This window comes from Bacillus sp. FSL K6-1560, assembly GCF_038592935.1.
In the GTDB taxonomy this organism is placed as follows: Bacteria; Bacillota; Bacilli; order Bacillales; family Bacillaceae; genus Bacillus; species Bacillus subtilis.
Genome location: NZ_CP151946.1, coordinates 2,732,010 through 2,751,810 on the forward strand (window position 1 = coordinate 2,732,010; position 19,801 = coordinate 2,751,810).

Consider the following 19,801-nt stretch of genomic DNA (forward strand, 5'->3'; position numbering starts at 1 on the left):
ATTCTTTCATTTGTACTTAATTGGCATAAACAGAAAAATAACCTGTCATGACATTAACCGCTGTTTCTATCGCATTTTCATCGGGATTCAGCTTAGCATGATGAAGCCCATGTTCAGAATCAGCGCCGAGCCAGAACATGAAGCCGGGATATTTTTTCAGCATGTAGCCAAAATCCTCTCCAGTCATTGCTTCTTTTGCTTCAATTACTGTCGCCAGTTGATGTTCAGCAACAAAAGACATAAATTCTTCTGTTAATCCGCTCGTATTGTAAACTTGGTGATATACAGACGGGTATGTCACTTTTCCTTTGCAGCGGAATCCGATTTCGATTCCTTTCACTACATCTTCAATCCGTTCCTTAACCTGTTTCATCGATTCTTCAGAAAGCGTGCGGATCGTGCCTTCCAGGTGGGCCGTTTCCGCAATGATATTTTGTGCCGAGCCTCCGGTAATGGTACCAACTGTAATAACAGCACTGTCTAGCGGATCTGTGTTTCTAGAGATAATCGTTTGCAGCTGGGTGACAAGTGTACTTGCCGCTACAACCATATCCTCAGCCAAATGCGGATATGCCGCATGTCCCCCTCTGCCTTCCAGATCGATGACTAGCTCTGATGTATTCGCAAATAGAAGGCCGCTTTTTGTCGCAATGGTGCCTACCGGTAGCTCTGGAGCAATATGAAGTGCAGTGATGAAATCAGGCTGCCACTTTTTTAATACATCGCTCTCAAGCATTGGTTCCGCACCGCCAGGCCCTTCCTCTGCCGGCTGAAATAGAAAAAGCAAATCATGTTTGACTGGGTGGTGAACAAAATGATCAATAATGCCGAGTGCAATCGTCATATGCAAATCGTGACCGCAGGCGTGCATGTTGCCGTGATGCTCTGATGCGAATGGAAGACCAGTTTGCTCTTCTATAGAAAGCGCATCGATATCCGCTCTGTACGCCAGCATTTTTTCCGGCGCCGTCCCGTTCACTTTTACAAAAAGCCCTGTTCGCCATTTCTCAATTTCAATTCTGTCTTGCGGATATTGTTCCAAGACATGTAATAAATACTGCTGGGTTTTGAACTCCTGAAATCCAAGCTCCGGTATACGATGCAGATCTCTGCGAATTGCGATGAGCTCCTCTTTCTTCATTTCTATTCCTCCTGCCTATACGAATAAGGCGTGGATATATTATCCACGCCTTTTTTATCAAACTTTTCCTTACAGCTGGCGTAATTCCTGCTTGATTTCAGTTTTGCCTTTTGTTTTTTCATCAATGTCTTTGATTTTTTTAGCTGGTGTGCCTGCAACGACAGTGTATGGCTCAACGTCGTTTACCACGATCGCTCCCGCAGCAACAACAGCTCCTTTACCTACTGTTACACCTTCAAGCACAACAGCATTTGCGCCGATTACGACGTCGTCTTCAATCACAACCGGTTTAGCGGATGGCGGCTCAATAACGCCCGCAAGTACAGAACCCGCGCCGATATGGCAGTTTTTTCCGACAGTAGCTCGTCCGCCAAGCACAACGTTCATATCAATCATTGTGCCTTCGCCGATGACTGAACCGATATTAATAGAAGCACCCATCATGATGACTGCGTTATCACCGATTTCAACTTGGTCGCGGATGATCGCGCCCGGCTCGATACGCGCTTTGATGTTTTTAAGATCAAGCATTGGGATCGCAGAATTGCGGCGGTCATTTTCAACCACATAGTCTTCGATTTTGCTTTGGTTTTCTTCGATTGCTGTTTGGATTTCGCTCCACTCACCGAAAACGACACCAGTGTTTCCGTTGATAAAAGCTTTCGCAGATTCGCCGAAATTGATTCCTTCCAGCTCACCTTTCACGTAAACCTTTACAGGTGTTGATTTTGTACTATTTTGAATAAATGAAATAATTTCATTTGCGTCCATCATTTTCATATGTATAGTCCTCCTCCTGATTTTCTACCTCATTACTGTATCAAAGGAAAGATACAAAGACAAGAAAAAAAGGAACAGCCGTTTTAGCAGTTCCCAGTGAGTGATCAGACAGCGCACCCGCTTTTCTTTGCGAATTGTCTCCCAAAGTTTATTAATTCTTCCTCTTCTTCACCTTCTGGATTATTTTCGATTTTTACCGAAGGCAGCACAATGTCTCCACCGCGTTCTTTTATTTTTGCCTCTAGCGTATCAACCGCTCCGCAGAAAAATTCATATGCTGTATCACCGGAACCGAATACAGCGCATGTTTTGCCGGAAAAATCAATCTCATCCATGTCTTCAGCCAGATCTAAAAATTCATCAGGCAGATCTCCGTCTCCCCACGTATAGGTTCCCATTATGATATGGTCATAATCGGTAAACAGCTGGGCATCATCAATATCCATTGCTTCGAAACGGTCTACTTCTGCTTCCACCTCCTGAAGCCCCTTTTCAATCAAATCTGCCATAGCTTCAGTGTTGCCTGACATTGTTGCATAAACGAGCAAAATCTTCGCCAATTCCTTGTTCCTCCTCTAATGAATCATTGCTGAAACTTCGTACGGCTGGACAAATTTACATTCATACAAGCCTGCGCAAAAGAAATTCTCTTTCTGATTGGCCACTCTCCATCCATGTCCCTTAATGGTATCGAACCATTTTAACGACCGGGCTTCGAGATCAGCCTGGTAAATTCTCGAAAAACCGTTTTCATCTTGTGTTGTAGTGACATATATAATGCCATCATCCTCTGAAAGATCAAGAAATGACTCTTCTTTTCTGATCATACTGGATTGAATGATAAATTCTTCACCATTCAAAAGATTCTGTACAGTGACAGCACCGTGCTTTCCTTTCACAGAACCCATCGCCGCCACCAGCCAATGTTCATTGAACACGAGCATGGATGCCGTCATCCGGTTTTTTTCTTTTTTGACAACTTGGACAGTGTCACGCTTAATGTCGTAAGCCCAAATACCGCCAAAATATTCGTGTATTTGCGTGCCGATAAAAAGATTGCCCCCGTGAAGGCATAGCGACCGGATAACAGGGGGATTATGAAATTCGGCAAAAGGTTTGACTACGCGCCATGAGACACCAAAATCATCCGATACATAAATACAATGCTTACCGTGGGCGCAGACAAACCCGTTGTTTCTGCCGGTAATCGCCCACACTGTTGCATTTGTCGGAAAGCTCGACATCGTCCAGGTTTTCCCTTCATCAGCCGAACGAATGACTGTTCCCTTTTCACCAACGCCAAATAAGTAAGGCCCTATGTAGCTGATACAGTGTATCTTACTTTTCAAACGAAAAAGCTTTCTCCAGCCCTGCTCCAAAGAATAATGAAAAATGCCTTCTCCTTGTACCGCCACAAAATATCCAGAAAACGCCGATGCCGTAACAGCAGTTGCTCCTTTATGAAACATGGCTTTTTTCCTTGTTCATATAATCTGCCCATGCAAGAAAACCTCTCGCAAACGCTCGGCAGCTTTCCACATCTTCATCTGTTTCAGGCGCTAATTCAATTTTTAGTGTTTCCTGGTAAACAGCAGCTCCCGCCTCTTGCAGCATGGCATTGAACAAATTCACCGCTTCGCAAAACTTTGGATAAGAATAATCGCCAGACCCGAAGCAGGCTGTTTTTAAACCATTAAGCTGAAGCTGTTTGACCTCTTCGAAAAAATCCTCCGCTTCGTAGGGCAAATCGCCGTCCCCCCATGTATAGGTGCCAATCAGTACATAATCATAGGAGGTTAAACAAGACACATCCACATCATCTATCTCGACACAATCGATATCCAACTCATATTCCTGAAGCGTATCTTTTATTATGAAGGCAATGTCTTCTGTATTTCCTGACATGCTGGCATATGTAATCAAGGCTTTAGCCATGTTATCACCCCATTAATTGATAATGATTTTCAATATCATATGTATCACTTTAAATGATAATGATTTTCATTGTCAACAGATAAATAAAAAAAGACAGCACCTCGCTGTCTTTAAAATGGATTTTCCTGGTCCAGCATATCCTTTATCACTTGTACAAAAGCTTGAACTTGTTTCAGTTCAAAGGCAGGCTCATAACCTAATAACCATGTATCCCGACCGATCGGATGCCCTTTCATGTCTAAAAGAGGCATTTTATTCACTTTATCTTCATTTTGAAGGGTAACAGACGGCAAAATGGCATAACCGATTCCGTGCAGTGCCATCTGTTTGCACGTTTCAATCTGATCAACCAATATCGTCTGTTTCGGCGACGTTTTAAATTTTTGATGCCACCAGTGCTGAATTTCCTGAAAATAAGTGCTGTCACTTTTAAACTGGATAAACGGCCGTTCTGTATGGGCAATATCTTCGATGCAGGAAATTTCAGTATCCACTAAATACAGATGATCTGTCATTAAGTAATCTTTGCGCCCCTTCCACTCAGGGTTGCCTCTTATAATGCCGATATGAACCTGATCCTCATACAAGCTTTTCAGCATTTCGCTGCTCCACCCGGTTATGAGCGAGATCTTTGCATTCGGATACTTTTCAACATACGTCTTCAGGACTTTAGGGAGCCAATGCTGACCGATTATGGAGGCGACGGCAAGCTTCAATGTGCCGTGAATTTCACCTTCAAGCTCGTCAATATTTTCTCTTATTCTTTCCTGCTCTAATGTCACATCATTCGCAAACTGAATGATTTTCTCACCGGCGGGCGTTACCGTTAATCCTTTTTGGGATCTTAAAAAGATTTTTGTTCCCCACGCCTTTTCAATGGTTTGTAAGCGCTGAGATAAAGCCGGCTGAGATACAAAAAGCCGTTCTGCCGCCTTTCTCATATTTAATTCCTCAGCTAAAACTACGAGCATATGAAGCTCTTGAAGCTGCATGTCGTCCTCCTTTTTGTTATCAATAAGTTTTTCTTATCTCCCATTCTAATAAAATCTTAGTTTCTTATTCAAGCCCTATTCTCGTTTAAATTATGTATGCGCTTTCTTTTTTTTCGCTCTGGCTATATAATAAAAATAGGCCGTACAGCCTACTTATTCAACGAGCGTATATGCTTATTCAATTCCTTTAAAACGACTCTTCTCGTAAAAATCCCTTCAAATACCTGCTCGTCATTTTCAACACAGACAAATCCATTATTAATGACCATGCCGAATCCCTTCATAATCGGATCATTGATATGAAGGCGCGGAATGTCGGTCAGCATGACTTCCTCAACAGTGATTTGGTCAAGCTTTTCAAACTCAATTCGCTCAAGTCCAAAAATACTGTTCATGATCATATTTGTCCCGATTAAGCCATGTAAACGGTAGGAAGGATCCAGAACCGGGATGGCTGTGTATCCGGTTTTTGTCAATACTAATAATGCGTGCTCAAGGTTATTTCCGACTTGCACGTGCGCTACTTTGTCCGCCTCAATCATAAATTGTCCGACTGTTGCCTCAAGAAGTTGATCTGATTGTAAGCTTATCATGTTTTCGACCCCTTTTCATTTTCATCATCAATACATTCCCTATATTGCAATAATATAAACTTTATCAGTATTTGTCGAAAAGTTTCCTTTCAATAAAAAAGATACTCTTTGTGGAGTATCAATTATAGGGTGTCCCATTAATTTTCAAATCGAAATCGGTCGTATAGCGTTACAAGTTTTTTGTAGGTGGTTCCGTCAACGTTTTTGGTCCCTGTCTCTATATCGTTGATCTCACTGCTTAATAGCTCGATGGCATACTCATGGTTGATCAGGATATTCAGCAGAAGTTTTTGTTCTTCTTCTGTAAATCGTTCACCGATAAGACTCATTCGCAATCAGGCCCCCTGTTTTATACTGAATACCTCTGAAAGCAAGACAACTTACTTTCAGCTCTACCGCTAGAATAAGTAATCAGATAACAAACGTCAACCGCATAATTCGACATTTACCTTGGCTTTTTCAGCCAAATTATTTTGTGAAACGATTTGCATAGCTGAAGGCAGTGTATGAATCCGGCTTTATTTTGGCCTCAATCCCCATGGAGGTAATACGTCCAGTCATTTCTTGGATCAGATCTTTTGTAAGCCCTTTTTTCCCAATATCCAAGTGAACTTCAAAGGTAAGATCCGCCCCCTCACCGGTAAAGGGCAGGAGCAGATCGGTAATATCCATTAAGTGTCCATCAAGAATATGAGCGGCCGTTTCTTGGCTGTACGCCGTTTCTAACGAAATCTTCTCCCGAAGGCTATGTATGGGTCTGTCGACTGTATGATTTTTCAAGCAGCCCCAAGCTCCCTTGCCTGTACGATGCAAATGCAATGCGGTAATAAACTTTGTGTAATCGCGGTAAACCTGTGAATCGGTTCCGATCGATAACACATAAGAAGAACGGGGGTCCTTTTGAACAAAGGCTTTAAGCCGTTCCATCACATCTTGAAAGGTCATCTGTGCTTCTGAAAGATTATAAAACAGAAAAGAATCAGCCATCACGACACTCCTTTTCAAGGATTTACAACCATGAAACAAGTATGTTCCTTACCGTTTATTTCGATTACTTTTGCAAAGGCGGAAGCTTGTTCCCCCTATTTCAGGAATCTTACTGAAGAAGTTCAAAGATTTCGATGGAAACCATGTCGATATTATCAAACGGATAGGTGTTAGGTTTTTCACCCTTTTGGAAAACCGTCAGTTCAAACGTTTGATTTTTTTCGAAATATTTAACACTGCATATTTTCTCACCATTCACTTCGAAATAACGCTGCATTGGCTCGTTAGCCGCTTCCGCTGTTTCTTGCAGACTTTGCAGCCGTGTGATGATACCCATTAATTGTGACATTCTAAAAAAAGACTCCTTTCAAAAAGCAACTTCAAATCAACAAGTATTTATTATAATACAAGTTCTATTGAGCATCATACCATAAAGTCGGACAGGATGGCATTTTCACTGCTGAATTTAAGCAAAGAAAAAAAGTGAAAAAAACGATTTTTCTTTAGTTTGAGGCTTTTTTTGAATGTCATGCACACAATTATAATTTTTTTCGAATCTTTGCAGCATTAAGAATGCCTTTTTGCAACTTTGTCAAAACCTTCTTTTGAATGTTATGGTGAAGTTCCGCGTGGCCATAATCAATGGGAGTCATGCTGGATAGAGGTAAACAACGGAACTGAACACCCGTGCAACAGTGTCAGGGGTGTTCGGCACTCAATGTTTCTCCCCGTGTTAAACGTTTACCACTAGTTAGGTTTATTGTTTCATTGGATTGTCCTATGCTTTGACAAATAAAAAACTTGGCGGGGGTAGCGCCAAGTTTTTTCGGATCTTGATCTGATAGAGGGGTTGGGGAACAGAGAGTAGCTTCTCTCTATAATTAAATGATAATGATTCTCAGTATCAATGTCAATCGTTTTTTGATATTTTTTTCATTTCATAAAAAAAACGGCCTTTCAGCCGTTAAATCAGTCCGTCCTGCTCATATAAATAAGAATAAGGCAAGTCTATAAATAAATACATTTGATCATCCATCGGATATGAAAACGTTCTGATCATTTCACCTGTTTCTAAATCACTGTACAGATCACTGAAAAAACCTTTTCTGAGATTTCTCATTCGCATAATGTTCTCCAGAAAATAAGGACGCCAGCTCCAGTTCTTTTCCGCATATTCCGGCTGATAAATCCATTCCCCATCCTGCTTAAACACATTTCCCGTCAGCTGATCGCCTTCTTCATCACACATGTAAATCCTGAAGCTGCAATCTGTCAGCTCTTCCGCCAGCTTTTTAATAAAGTCATCATCAGAAGACAGATTGTTTTTTCTCAAAGAGGTCACAGCCTGATGCACTCGTTTGTAAAACTGTTCGGAGTGCTCATAGATGGTTTCCAGTTTCTTTTTCTCATGTGTGATAAATTGGTGAAATTCAGTTTTTAGTCTATGTTTCAATACATCTCTCTCTAGAAACGTTTCAGATGGAGACACCAAGTAATAGCCCTGAAAATAGCGGCCTCCGTTTCTCCAGGCGTACTGAAGCTGGAAGTTCGCCTCAATGTCTTCGTACAGCAGCGCCGCACCGATTTTTCTTGCTAATAAAGATATGCTGTACAGCACATGCTCATATGACGGTGACGGCTGTGACACTTTCAGCGCCTGCAAATCGATTTTTAACAGATCTGGTGAGAGCAACGCGATTCTGTCCAAGTTGCTGCTTTCTTTTCCGATGTTGTCAACTGCGATTTTAATTCCGTATGTACGATAGTATGCAAGCATATGGTAGAGCTGCTCAATATCCCCTTCAAAATTGTGCTCTGTAATTTCAAGCACAAAACGGTGGAGTTCGATTCCCTTCGCTTCATATTCTTTCAGAAGCTCCAGAAAGCTTTCACCATGATCCAGCATCAGCAGATTGGCATCCTGATTCATAAAAATCAGCAGATCAGAATCCGCCTCTAAAAAGCGGTCTAGAGCCTGGCGGATAATTCTGTTATCAACCTCTAATTTATATTCTTCGGGTATCCCCGCATCTAAAAAGAAGGGCCCGAGACTTTGGATTTCTGAATCTGCCAAAATTCGTCCAAGCACCTCATATCCGACAACCTTCTGTTCCTCGGCACTGAAAATCGCCTGGTAATATGGAAGGACATCATCAATGTTCGTTAAAATATCAAGTGGATCCAACATGTTATCACCTGCTTCTCTATCTTTGTCTGATTATACCACATTGAATCCAAAGATTAATATTCTTTAAAACGGATAAGGATTCAGCCATTGCCCCCCGTCCATTGTGATACAATCCCCGTTTATATAGGATGCTTCATCAGAAAGCAAAAACGCTGCCAAAGCGGCGATTTCCTCCGGTGTGCCCAATCGGCCGAGCGGCACACTGTTCATCGTGCGGGCCATCGCTTTTTCCGATTCAAATAGCTTCTCCGCACCGCCTGTTCGTTCAATCGGTCCGGGGGCTATCGCGTTTGTACGAATGCCGTATTTGCTCCCCCATTCAACGGCCAGCGTTCTTGTCAATGACAATACCCCCGCTTTCGCTGCAGCGGAATGAACGACCCCCGCTCCCGCTCCCCAAGCGTACGTGGCTGCCATATTTAAAATGACACCCTGCTGCTTCTGGTCAATCCAATGCCTTGCCGCTGCTTGGCTGCAAAAAAATGTGCCGTTTAAAACAATCTCAATAACGGCTTTCCATCCATTGGGCGTTAGCTTTTCTGCCGGACAAATAAAGTTTCCGGCCGCGTTGTTAATCAGCGCGTCAAGCCGGCCAAAGGCTTTTATCGCTTCTTTAATCATGTCTGAAGCGGCGGAATCGGAACGGACATCCATTTGAAAACAAGCGACCTGTCCCTCAAAGGTCTGAATTTCTTTTTTTGTTTCCTCAAGTGCTTCATGGTTCCTCCCTGTCACCATAACGTGCCACCCTAATTCAGCCTGTTTTTTTGCCATCGCTTTTCCCATGCCGCTTGACCCGCCGGTAATAATTACCGCTTTTTTTTCCATGTTTATCCCTCCAATTGTGAATGAGTATTCATTCAATAATATTCTATCATTATATCCCTGCCTCTGTCAGCACATGCTCATATGAGATTTTTATCAGATACAGATGATATAATAGAAAAACTCTATTAAAGGTTGGTTTGAAATGAAAAAGATGTCCAGAAGACAATTTCTAAAAGGAATGTTCGGCGCTCTTGCTGCCGGGGCTTTAACGGCCGGCGGGGGATATGGCTATGCCAGGTATCTCGAGCCGCATATGATCGAGACAACCGAACACACAATAAAAAGCTCTCTCATCCCGCACGGATTTGACGGTTTTAAAATCGTGCAGTTCAGCGATGCACACTTGAGTGATTACTTTACTCTCGAAGATTTAAAAACTGTCATTCTTACAATTAATGAATCTAAACCTGATCTCATTGTTTTTACAGGTGATATTATTGATAATCCTGATACGTACCAGCACCACCAGGCAGTCATTCCATTATTGAGAAAGCTTAATGCTCCATTCGGCAAGCTTTGTATTTACGGCAATCATGATCACGGAGGCTATGGAACTGCCGTTTACAAAAGCCTGATGACGGCCGGAGGTTTCACGGTATATCGCAATGGCTATCAAACATTGTCACTCGCAGATGGCAGCAAAATCGAGATTGCTTCGCTTGATGACTTAATGCTGGGAAACCCAGATTATGAAGGCACCCTTTCAAGGCTGAGCGACAGGCTTTTTTCCATTCTTCTCGTCCATGAACCTGATGCAGCCTTGAAAACAACAGATTATCCCGTGAACCTTCAGCTTTCCGGTCATACACACGGTGGCCAGATTCAGTTGCCTTTTTACGGACCGATTATTACGCCTCCATATGGAAAAGTCTACACAGAGGGAATGTATCAAATGGGCAGCACTCATATTTACGTAAACCGAGGCCTCGGGATGACCAGGCTGCCTTTGCGGTTTCTGGCCAAGCCTGAAATCACTGTCTTCACCTTAAAAAGCACAAATTAATGTAGCAGGATGGGCTCCTCATCAATACTTATAAGTAAAAAAGGAGGATGAGGAAACTGCTTACGTACCAGGTGAAGCAAGGTGATACACTGAACAGCATCGCGGCTGATTTCAGAATCAGCACGGCTGCATTACTCCAGGCTAATCCGTCACTGCAGGCAGGGCTCACCGCGGGACAGTCCATAGTCATCCCCGGACTGCCGGACCCTTATACAATTCCGTATCATATCGCAGTCTCAATCGGAGCGAAGACCCTTACGCTGTTCCTAAATAATCGGGTAATGAAAACCTATCCCATCGCCGTTGGTAAAATACTAACGCAAACGCCTACTGGCGAGTTTTACATTATTAACCGCCAGCGCAATCCCGGCGGCCCATTTGGCGCTTATTGGCTGAGCCTTTCAAAGCAGCACTACGGAATACATGGGACGAATAATCCCGCTTCGATTGGTAAGGCTGTTTCTAAAGGCTGCATTCGCATGCATAACAAAGACGTGATCGAACTTGCTTCAATTGTGCCAAACGGAACGAGAGTCACGATTAACCGGTAATGTTTTCTTATTTGTTTCAAAAACAGGCGGTTTATAATATGATAAAGTGGGACCTTTAGGGTAAGGAGCGTTTTTATGGATATATTTAAAAATCGTAATTTTGTTCGTCTATTTTTCGCAGCACTCGCTTCTCAAATGGGCACGACAGTAGGCAACATGGCCTTTGCTTTTTTTTTGCTGGACCGATTCAGCAGCCAGCCTTCATATACGACCTTGGCGGAGCTGATGTATTCTCTTCCGACCATATTTGTATTTCTGATCGTGGGAGTCGTCGCGGACCGGTTTGACAGAAAAAAGGTGGCAGAAAATTGTGATTGGATCAGAGCAGGCCTGACTGTCGTGCTTTTTTTCACTTTATTTACCGGCAATATTCCTCTTGTTTTTTGTATCTTATTTATCAGAAGCGCTGTAACAAAGTTTTTCTTTCCGGCAGAAAACAGTTTGGTACAAGCCATTCTGCCGAAGGAGCATTATGCGAAAGCCGCAGGGCTTAATCAGATGCTTTTTAGCATTTTTATGGTGTTTGGAGTCGGTATAGGCGCGTTTATGTACAACACCATCGGTATTGAAGGCGCCATTATTCTTGATTTTGTCAGCTTTATCATTTCCGGGCTGCTGATCCGCAGCTGCCGGATTCCAAAAGAAGCCCGACAGCCAAACGGTGCATTCAGCTGGAGAAAGACTTCTGTTAAGGATTCAATAAATGACTTTAGAGAAGGCATCCTCTATATTTTAAAAAACAAATTGCTGGCATCTCTTATTTTCGGCTTCTTCATTTTTGGATTTGTCAACGGAGGATTCGCCGTATTGCCGATGTTTACAATGAAATATGGATTGGCGCCTGACCGTTATGAGTGGCATACGTCTGTATTTACGATCGCACTCGGGTTTGGGCTGCTGGCGGGCAGCGTAATCGGCACGATCATCTCTAAAAAAGTGAAGCCGCACTTTTTAATGTCGATACCGATTTTCATTGCAGGTTTGCTGATCTTCGTCCTCGGCTACACCAATATTTTATGGGTGTATTACGCGGCAGCTTTTGCACTGGGAATGTGCATCGGACCGATCAACATTGCAATCGGAGGGTGGATGCCCAAAATTGTTCATCCAAAACTGATGGGACGTGTAAGCGGCATGCAAGACCCTTTTATGATGTTTGCACAGTCTTTGACACTTGGCTTAGTCGCACTGTTATTCCCTAAGTTTGTATCAAACATTGATTATCTTTATTACGGCATGGGTGTTATTATCCTGCTCGTTTTTATTTTTTATTTTATTGCACTGCCAAAATACAGTGCTCAGGCTGTGGAAGTGAATGTTCAGGAAGCATTTCAAGAACAGCCGAAAAAGAAGGCAAGATCTGTATAATGCAGGTTAAAAATGCGCTTTTTTTCTTAGAAAAAAGCGCATTTTTACATTCAATATTTGCATTTCAACTTTAAAAAAGTATAATCTAAACATATAGAAATTGATAAGAGCAAAGGAGAGAAATAATGGACGACCATGCATATACGAAAGATCTGCAGCCAACCGTAGAAAATCTTTCAAAAGCAGTTTACACTGTGAACCGCCATGCAAAAACCGCCCCCAACCCTAAATACCTATATCTGCTGAAAAAACGGGCTTTGCAAAAGCTTGTAAAAGAAGGTAAAGGAAAGAAAATAGGGCTTCATTTTTCAAAAAATCCAAGGTTCAGCCAACAGCAATCGGACGTGCTTATCTCAATCGGAGACTACTATTTTCACATGCCTCCAACTAAAGAAGACTTCGAACATCTTCCGCATTTAGGTACACTTAATCAATCGTACCGAAATCCTAAAGCTCAAATGTCTTTAACAAAAGCGAAACACCTTTTGCAAGAATATGTCGGCATAAAAGAAAAGCCGCTAGTGCCAAATCGCCAGCAGCCAGCTTACCATAAACCGGTCTTTAAAAAACTTGGCGAGAGTTACTTTTAAAATAAAAACAGCCGTGCCTCTTTCTGGCAACGGCTGTTTTTATTTATTCAATAACATACGTATCCACTTTTTTAATCAAATCACTGATCTCAGGCTTGCTGATTTGCTCATCTGCGCCTACAACTTCGCCGCGGTGACGCAGATCATCCGTAATTAACGATGAGAAAATCATAACCGGCACATCTGAGCTTTTCGGATTTTCCTTCAGCAGCTTTGTGAGCCTGTGTCCGTCCATTTTTGGCATTTCAATATCAGTGATGATCATATCAATCTGTTCTGATAAATCAGTTTCGTTTTCAGCAAGGTTCATAATGTATTCATATGCCTCTTTTCCATTTTCAAACGAAGCGATATTGTTGTACCCTGCTTCTTTTAATTCATCTTGCAAGAGGCGCATCAAAAGCGGTGAGTCCTCTACAATGATAAGCTTTTTATCAGTTCTTCTTTCATCGAAGCCCTCGGTATGCATATTATACGTGTCCACACCTGAATCTGATTCAATGTCATAAATAATTTTTTCATAGTCAGGCAAAAAGATCATCAGGTCTTCGAGCTTAATAATCCCGGTAAGGTGCCGCTCCATTCCTTGATTTAACGATGTCGGCTTTTCAATCGCTTCCCAGGATACTCTGTGAATTTGAGAAACAGAGCCGACATGAAAAACAATTTTCCGTTTATTAAATTCAGTCACGATATATTTCTCATCTTTTGATCCTTCAGGCTCTACTCCAAAAAATGAGAAGAGACTGATCACAGGGAGGATTTCTCCTCTGAGTTTAATCATTCCTTCTACATGCTGATGGGAGTGAGGCACTGATGTCACCTCGACAGGCTGAATAATTTCTCTTACCTTCATGACGTTAATTCCGAAAGCATTTTCACCCACGCCAAACTTCACAATTTCTAATTCATTTGTACCAGAATCCAATAAAATTTCGTATTGTTGTAACGACAATTCAATCCCTCGCTATTCGCATTCAGTATTGTACTGTATATATCGGCGTAATTTGTAAAAAGTGAATGGCAGCTCTTCAAAATCGAATTCCGAAGGCAACAAGCCGAGTTCCTCAAAAAAGAAACTTTTTTCCTAATAACCATTGACTTTCCAACTAACAGTGATAAAATAGTCAAGGATTTTTCCAAAGAAGGGTGTAAATAATGGGTACCTTAGTAATATTTAATGAAAACGAAATGACTGTTTTAGAGGATATCAGTGAAGAAACTTACCTGAATATGAAGAAAGAATCAGCTGACCTTCGAGAAGAGCATCCTCCGTATCTGATTTGGCACGAAGACCTTCATTTTGATTATGGCTATTAATGAAATTGGCACATATAAACAATAATAGAACATGATACAATAAAGACAATCAAATCGCTGGTTGTCTTCTTTTTTTCTGAAAAGAAAGGTATGTTTAGAAAAAAGGCGCATACAATCGAAATATATCAGTTAAAAAGGTGACAAATGATCAGCTAGTGGTAAAATAGGATAAACTCATTATATTTGTTAAGGTGATGAATTATGGAACATTTGCTGAATCCGAAAGCAAGAGAGATCGAAATTTCAGGAATACGCAAATTCTCGAATCTTGTAGCCCAACACGAAGACGTCATTTCACTTACAATCGGCCAGCCTGATTTTTTCACACCGCATCATGTGAAAGCTGCCGCAAAAAAAGCCATTGATGAAAACGTGACGTCATATACTCCGAATGCCGGCTACCTGGAGCTGAGACAAGCTGTGCAGCTTTATATGAAGAAAAAAGCGGATTTCAACTATGATGCTGAATCTGAAATTATCATCACAACAGGCGCAAGCCAAGCCATTGATGCTGCATTCCGGACGATTTTATCTCCCGGTGATGAAGTCATTATGCCAGGGCCTATTTATCCGGGCTATGAACCTATTATTAATTTGTGCGGGGCCAAGCCTGTCATTGTTGATACTACATCACACGGCTTTAAGCTTACCGCCCGGCTGATTGAAGATGCTCTGACACCCAACACCAAGTGTGTCGTGCTTCCTTATCCGTCAAATCCTACCGGCGTGACTTTATCTGAAGAAGAACTGAAAAGCATCGCAGCCCTTTTAAAAGGCAGAAATGTCTTCGTATTGTCCGATGAAATATACAGTGAATTAACATATGACAGACCGCATTACTCCATCGCAAACCATTTGCGGGATCAAACAATTGTCATTAACGGCTTGTCAAAATCCCACAGCATGACCGGTTGGAGAATTGGATTTTTATTTGCACCGAAAGACATTGCAAAGCACATTTTAAAGGTTCATCAATACAATGTGTCGTGCGCCTCATCCATTTCTCAAAAAGCCGCGCTTGAAGCTGTCACAAACGGCTTTGACGACGCATTGATTATGAGAGAACAATACAAAAAACGTCTGGACTATGTTTATGACCGTCTTGTTTCCATGGGACTTGACGTAGTTAAACCGTCCGGTGCGTTTTATATCTTCCCTTCTATTAAATCATTTGGAATGACTTCATTTGATTTTAGTATGGCTCTTTTGGAAGACGCTGGTGTGGCACTCGTGCCGGGCAGCTCGTTCTCAAAATATGGTGAAGGATATGTAAGATTGTCTTTTGCGTACTCGCTGGACACACTGAGAGAAGGCCTGGACCGTTTAGAATTATTTGTATTAAAAAAACGTGAAGCAATGCAGACGATAAACAACGGCGTTTAAGCCGTTGTTTTATTTTTTTGGAAATGAAATTTTAAACGCTGTGCCTTTTTCAGGATGGCTGTCCACATGTATAACTCCCTGATGGTTTTCAATGATATTAAATGTCACCATTAATCCAAGCCCCGTACCTTTTTCTTTTGTTGTTAAAAATGGCTCTCCAATCCGGTTTAGTACCTTTTCAGGTATACCTTCCCCTTCGTCTTTGACAGTAACATGAACAGAATGCTCATCTTCGGTTATGATAATGTCTACTGTTCCCCCATCAGGCATTGATTCAACTGCATTTTTGATTAAATTAATGAATACCTGCTTTAATTGGTTTTGATCCCCGTTTATATAAATGCTGTCTTTTTCATAACTTGTTCTGATAAAAATGCCATTTAAATTCGCCTGCGTTTCTAACAGGGCTGAAACCTCACCAATTAATTTTTTCAAGTTCAAATATTCTTTGACAGCATTTTGCTGAGGTTTCGCCAGCATGAGCAGTTCACTGAGTATTAATTCGATACGGCTGAGTTCAGAAAACACAATATCAAAGTAATGTTCGTTTCCTTCCATTGTCGGTTTCATCAGCTGTAAAAATCCTTTGATCGCTGTAAGAGGGTTGCGGATCTCATGGGCGATTCCCGCCGCGAGCTGCCCTGCGATTGATAATTTTTCCGATTTCAGCATCAATTCTTCTGTTTGTTTTCTCTCTGAAATGTCCCGAAGAATGACCTGGACGGCCGCTTCACCAAAAAAGGTCGTCGGAATGCAGACCATCTCCGTATAGATGACCCTGTTCTGAAAGGTGAACCAGGATTGCTTGACAATTTCAGATTCTGTTTTTTGCTCGGCGATGTTTTGGATTCTCTCTTTTACATCCTCGTGATCGCAAGGATGTAGCTGATCGTATATGTTTTTGCCAATTAAGTCCTCATAAGTAGCCGCTTCAAACAGGGAAATTCCCGATTCATTCATAAACACCCATTTTCCATTGTGAATCACCGCAATGGTATCAATGGAATTTTGAATCAGCAGCTGATATCGTTCACGGCTTTTTTGCAGGATGGTTTGGAATTTTTTCCTTGAAGAGATATCGATCAGCAGCAGCAGCTCAGCCTGCTGGTTTTTGTAGACGGTCGGGGATGCTTTCACTTCTAAATGAACAGGTGTGCCATCAAGCCTTTTCCACGTCTGTTCAATCATTCCGACTTCCATTCCTTTTTGCATTCGTATAATCCTGTTTTTCACGATATCATGATATTCTTCTTCAATAAATTCATAGGACCATTTACCAATAATAGCATCCTTGCTTTTTGCTCCCAGCATTGAGAGCATCGCGCTGTTTACATAGACGATCTTGCCTTTGACACTGATGCATAGCGGACTCGGGAGATTTTCAACCAACCGTTCATAATCATCCGTTATATATGTAGTCGATTCCGGGCTTGCAGGTTCGAATTCATGTTTTTCGCAGTTTAGGGATTGATGGCCTGTTTCTTCTTCAAGAACCTTCATTTTCAAAATGATTTCCCGTTCTGTCCGCTCAGCTCTTGTCGTAACAATTTCTACCGCAGCCTCCACCCACACAATCGTATGATCTTTTTTAATAAAACGAAAGGTGCACGGCATCAGATGATGTTCATTATAAAAATAGCTTTCAACTAAAAATTGGTCTTCCTCATGCAGAAACGTTTTGAGGAATGATCCGATCATCTCTCCTTGGAGATAGCCCAAATGCAGTTTGGAGTTGGCAGATATATAAATGATGCGTCCATTAGAGGCCAAGACTGCATGAATATCGGTTTTTGTTTGAAGTGGTTTAACATGCTGCGTATCCTGTTCCACAGAATCCCTCCTTTGCATGATCATCGTGTTTCGACATATACAGATTGACTTTTACCTAGTATGATTCGCTAGAAAATGAGTATTCTCCTTCTATTCTTATGGTGAACGTCAATTTTTGAATAAAAGAAAGGGCACACAATCTTTTAGTTGTGCACCCTGTTTTTTATTTTTTACTGTGTTTTTTTTCGAGCTCTGCGTAGGCGTGGATAGCTCTTTTGGCAATAATTTTATTGATCTTATCATCATCATTTACTGATGGAACAACAACACTAAAAGCCACTTTTGGATTTTTCGATGGGTAATAGCCGACAAAAGTCAGATTGTATGTTTTTTTCCCCCACCAGTTGCGATTCGTGCCGTAGTAAAATGTTTCCGCTGTTCCCGTTTTCCCTGATACATCTTCTGTAAACGTATTTTTTGCTGTCCCTGAAGTGGTAACTAGCTTCATTCCGGTCTTCACCTGCTGAATGTCACTTTCTGAGTTGTTAATTTTGTTGAGAATGTTTGGCTTTCTTTGTTCAATGGTCTTCCCAAGGCCTTCTTTTTTGCTGGGCTCATGGATACTTGTAACAATTCTTGGCTGAACACGGTAGCCCCCATTGGCAATTGATGAGATGTACTGTGCCATTTGAAGCGGTGTATATGTATCGTATTGTCCAATGGCCAAGTCTAAAATTAACCCCCCTACCGCATCAGGTGTAGTTTGCATTCCGGCTGATTCCTGCGGAAGATCAATACCTGTCTTTACTCCCAGGCCAAATTGGCTGTAGTAATTTCTCATTTTGTTTAAATCCTTCTGGTCAGCAGGAAGAGGTCCATGCGGCTTGTATGTGACACCGGCAATGTGCATGGCGACATTAAACATGTATACGTTTGAGCTTTTTTGCAATGCCGTTAATTCATTAATAGTTCCCATATTCATATACGACTTCTTAGGCTTATTACCGTTTCCTGCAAAATACAGTGGCATGTCAACAAAATATTTATAATGCGGAATCCCGTCCTGATAGCCGGCTAGCACGGTGGCCCCCTTTACTGCTGATCCCATTTCATATTGGGTGGTAAATGCCCCTATCGCATAATCTTCAATTTTGTTGGTTTTTAAATCTATCTTTTTGCCTGCCATCGATAAAATATCGCCGTTATTCGGGTCCATCATCACGGCAAAGGCTCTGTCAAGCATGTAATTTCCGCGTGCACGGCTGTTTCTTACTTCTTCTTCAATGATCTTTTCTACCTTTGCCTGAAGCTCCATGTCAAAAGAAAGCTGAAGATCGTATCCCCTGCTGCCTTTATCAATGGTTTTTTGGCTGACGACATTTCCTTTATTATCTTCTACGTATTCCACTTTTTCTTTATGCGAATTTAAATATTCTTCATATTGATACTCTAAATAACTTTTTCCCACCCTGTCATTATTCGCATAGCCTCTTGTTAAGTAGAAATCTTTCCGGTCGCTCAGCAGGCCCTGATCAGGTGTCGTGACGCCCCCGAAAACAGAATAAAGGGTTTTGTCATAAGGATATTTTCGTGTCCAATCGTTTACGATATCGATTCCCGGAAGTTCTTCTAAATGCTCAGAAACAATGGAAATTTCATCATATGTTAAGTCATTTTTTGGTCTTTGCGAGGAGTTTTTCTTCTCATCAAGCAGCGCTCCGTTTTTTCCATTGCTATTGCTCTTATTTGGATTCATTGCCTTTACGATTTGAGGTTCGTAAGCATTTCCGCTTGAAAACCTTGTATATATCGCAGCAGTTTCCATTTCTTCGTCATCTTGCTGAATAGCCTTTAATTCTTGATCCGGAACACGCTCTATTTGAAGCTTGTAAGCCTGGTCTCCTTTCAGATTGCTTTCTGATTCCTTAAGCAGAGCGGCGGCTTTTTTCGGATGAGCTGCGATCCAGTAATCACGAAGATCCCTTTCCTTCAAAAATTCGGTATCAATATGAATGAAAGAAGCAAGCCGCTTCGCTGTTTTGATTTTATCTTCTGTTTTTGTGCTAGATGTTGATACATACACAATTTCTGGAACGCTCTGGTTATCGACAGCAACTTTCTGGTTTCTGTCGTACATCTTCCCGCGAGGCGCAGGATAGTAAGCTGTTTTTGCATTTGATTTCTCAGCGTCTTCTTCATGCTGTTCGCCTTCAACAATTTGAACAACCCCGAGCTTAAAAATTAATGCAGTGAATAGAACAAAGACAGCTAGGAAAAAAAGGTTCATTCTGATTGCTCTGTTTCCTTTGCTCTTTTTCTTTGGTTCACGTCCTATTTCAGTCACTTCTGGTTACCCCTCTCAAATCATTCAA

At 41.7% G+C, this 19,801-nt stretch carries 21 protein-coding genes; 6 read left to right on the forward strand and 15 right to left on the reverse strand.

What is annotated here, in order from left to right:
- Positions 1-16: 16 nt before the first annotated feature.
- The 12 genes from NYE22_RS14580 to fadH all read right to left on the reverse strand — a co-directional run bounded on the left by NYE22_RS14580 (position 17) and on the right by fadH (position 9,444).
- Positions 17-1,141, reverse strand: coding sequence for an N-acetyldiaminopimelate deacetylase (locus tag NYE22_RS14580; RefSeq protein ID WP_043857415.1), 1,125 nt, complete (start codon positions 1,139-1,141; stop codon positions 17-19).
- A gap of 69 nt (positions 1,142-1,210) precedes the next feature.
- Positions 1,211-1,921 carry a 2,3,4,5-tetrahydropyridine-2,6-dicarboxylate N-acetyltransferase gene (dapD, locus tag NYE22_RS14585; protein WP_003218680.1) on the reverse strand — a complete coding sequence of 237 codons (711 nt, stop codon included), beginning with the start codon at positions 1,919-1,921 and terminating at the stop codon, positions 1,211-1,213.
- A gap of 104 nt (positions 1,922-2,025) precedes the next feature.
- Entirely contained in the window at positions 2,026-2,481 is a 456-nt protein-coding gene (locus tag NYE22_RS14590) for a flavodoxin (protein ID WP_308153846.1), read from the reverse strand.
- A gap of 15 nt (positions 2,482-2,496) precedes the next feature.
- A complete protein-coding gene (locus NYE22_RS14595) occupies positions 2,497-3,390 on the reverse strand; it encodes a hypothetical protein (protein ID WP_032725604.1) in 894 nt (297 codons plus the stop codon).
- Entirely contained in the window at positions 3,380-3,856 is a 477-nt protein-coding gene (locus tag NYE22_RS14600) for a flavodoxin (protein ID WP_014476664.1), read from the reverse strand. Before NYE22_RS14600 ends, NYE22_RS14595 begins: the two co-directional genes overlap by 11 nt.
- A gap of 110 nt (positions 3,857-3,966) precedes the next feature.
- Entirely contained in the window at positions 3,967-4,848 is an 882-nt protein-coding gene (ccpC, locus tag NYE22_RS14605) for a transcriptional regulator CcpC (RefSeq protein ID WP_003232387.1), read from the reverse strand.
- A gap of 149 nt (positions 4,849-4,997) precedes the next feature.
- On the reverse strand, positions 4,998-5,441 hold the full coding sequence (gene cbpB / locus NYE22_RS14610) for a cyclic-di-AMP-binding protein CbpB (RefSeq protein ID WP_003218674.1): 444 nt from the start codon (positions 5,439-5,441) through the stop codon (positions 4,998-5,000).
- 137 nt (positions 5,442-5,578) lie between these two features.
- On the reverse strand, positions 5,579-5,776 hold the full coding sequence (abbA, locus tag NYE22_RS14615; protein ID WP_010886502.1) for an AbrB antirepressor AbbA: 198 nt from the start codon (positions 5,774-5,776) through the stop codon (positions 5,579-5,581).
- A 133-nt stretch (positions 5,777-5,909) separates the two neighbouring features.
- A complete protein-coding gene (locus NYE22_RS14620; RefSeq protein ID WP_003232389.1) occupies positions 5,910-6,428 on the reverse strand; it encodes a ribonuclease H-like YkuK family protein in 519 nt (172 codons plus the stop codon).
- Between the two features lie 109 nt (positions 6,429-6,537).
- Positions 6,538-6,777 carry a DUF1797 family protein gene (locus NYE22_RS14625; protein ID WP_003218671.1) on the reverse strand — a complete coding sequence of 80 codons (240 nt, stop codon included), beginning with the start codon at positions 6,775-6,777 and terminating at the stop codon, positions 6,538-6,540.
- Between the two features lie 615 nt (positions 6,778-7,392).
- Positions 7,393-8,616, reverse strand: coding sequence for an EAL-associated domain-containing protein (locus NYE22_RS14630; protein ID WP_342411931.1), 1,224 nt, complete (start codon positions 8,614-8,616; stop codon positions 7,393-7,395).
- A gap of 63 nt (positions 8,617-8,679) precedes the next feature.
- On the reverse strand, positions 8,680-9,444 hold the full coding sequence (gene fadH / locus NYE22_RS14635) for a 2,4-dienoyl-CoA reductase (RefSeq protein ID WP_015383534.1): 765 nt from the start codon (positions 9,442-9,444) through the stop codon (positions 8,680-8,682).
- A 142-nt stretch (positions 9,445-9,586) separates the two neighbouring features.
- Between fadH and NYE22_RS14640 the strand changes: the two genes are divergently transcribed.
- From NYE22_RS14640 to NYE22_RS14655, 4 genes are all read left to right on the forward strand, one after another.
- Complete coding sequence (locus tag NYE22_RS14640) at positions 9,587-10,447, forward strand: metallophosphoesterase (protein WP_024573035.1); 861 nt, start codon at positions 9,587-9,589, stop codon at positions 10,445-10,447.
- A 56-nt stretch (positions 10,448-10,503) separates the two neighbouring features.
- On the forward strand, positions 10,504-10,998 hold the full coding sequence (locus tag NYE22_RS14645; protein ID WP_072174092.1) for a L,D-transpeptidase family protein: 495 nt from the start codon (positions 10,504-10,506) through the stop codon (positions 10,996-10,998).
- 75 nt (positions 10,999-11,073) lie between these two features.
- Positions 11,074-12,366, forward strand: a complete 1,293-nt coding sequence (locus tag NYE22_RS14650) for an MFS transporter (RefSeq protein ID WP_014479656.1) — start codon at positions 11,074-11,076, stop codon at positions 12,364-12,366.
- Between the two features lie 125 nt (positions 12,367-12,491).
- The gene (locus tag NYE22_RS14655; protein WP_342411932.1) at positions 12,492-12,956 is read left to right on the forward strand and encodes a YkyB family protein; all 465 of its coding nucleotides are present in this window, start codon (positions 12,492-12,494) and stop codon (positions 12,954-12,956) included.
- 43 nt (positions 12,957-12,999) lie between these two features.
- On the opposite strand, the gene cheV is transcribed toward NYE22_RS14655, so the two are convergent.
- Positions 13,000-13,911 (reverse strand): chemotaxis protein CheV, encoded by a 912-nt coding sequence (gene cheV / locus NYE22_RS14660; protein ID WP_014476655.1) that lies wholly within the window; start codon positions 13,909-13,911, stop codon positions 13,000-13,002.
- Between the two features lie 203 nt (positions 13,912-14,114).
- Between cheV and NYE22_RS14665 the strand changes: the two genes are divergently transcribed.
- Positions 14,115-14,276, forward strand: a complete 162-nt coding sequence (locus NYE22_RS14665; protein ID WP_219144865.1) for a hypothetical protein — start codon at positions 14,115-14,117, stop codon at positions 14,274-14,276.
- Between the two features lie 201 nt (positions 14,277-14,477).
- Positions 14,478-15,659 (forward strand): aminotransferase A, encoded by a 1,182-nt coding sequence (locus NYE22_RS14670; protein WP_342411933.1) that lies wholly within the window; start codon positions 14,478-14,480, stop codon positions 15,657-15,659.
- A 9-nt stretch (positions 15,660-15,668) separates the two neighbouring features.
- Here NYE22_RS14670 and kinA read toward each other — a convergent pair whose 3' ends face one another.
- Both kinA and NYE22_RS14680 read right to left on the reverse strand, forming a co-directional pair.
- On the reverse strand, positions 15,669-17,489 hold the full coding sequence (gene kinA / locus NYE22_RS14675; RefSeq protein ID WP_101502063.1) for a sporulation histidine kinase KinA: 1,821 nt from the start codon (positions 17,487-17,489) through the stop codon (positions 15,669-15,671).
- A 163-nt stretch (positions 17,490-17,652) separates the two neighbouring features.
- Complete coding sequence (locus NYE22_RS14680; RefSeq protein ID WP_124048357.1) at positions 17,653-19,773, reverse strand: penicillin-binding protein 2; 2,121 nt, start codon at positions 19,771-19,773, stop codon at positions 17,653-17,655.
- Positions 19,774-19,801: the final 28 nt, after the last annotated feature.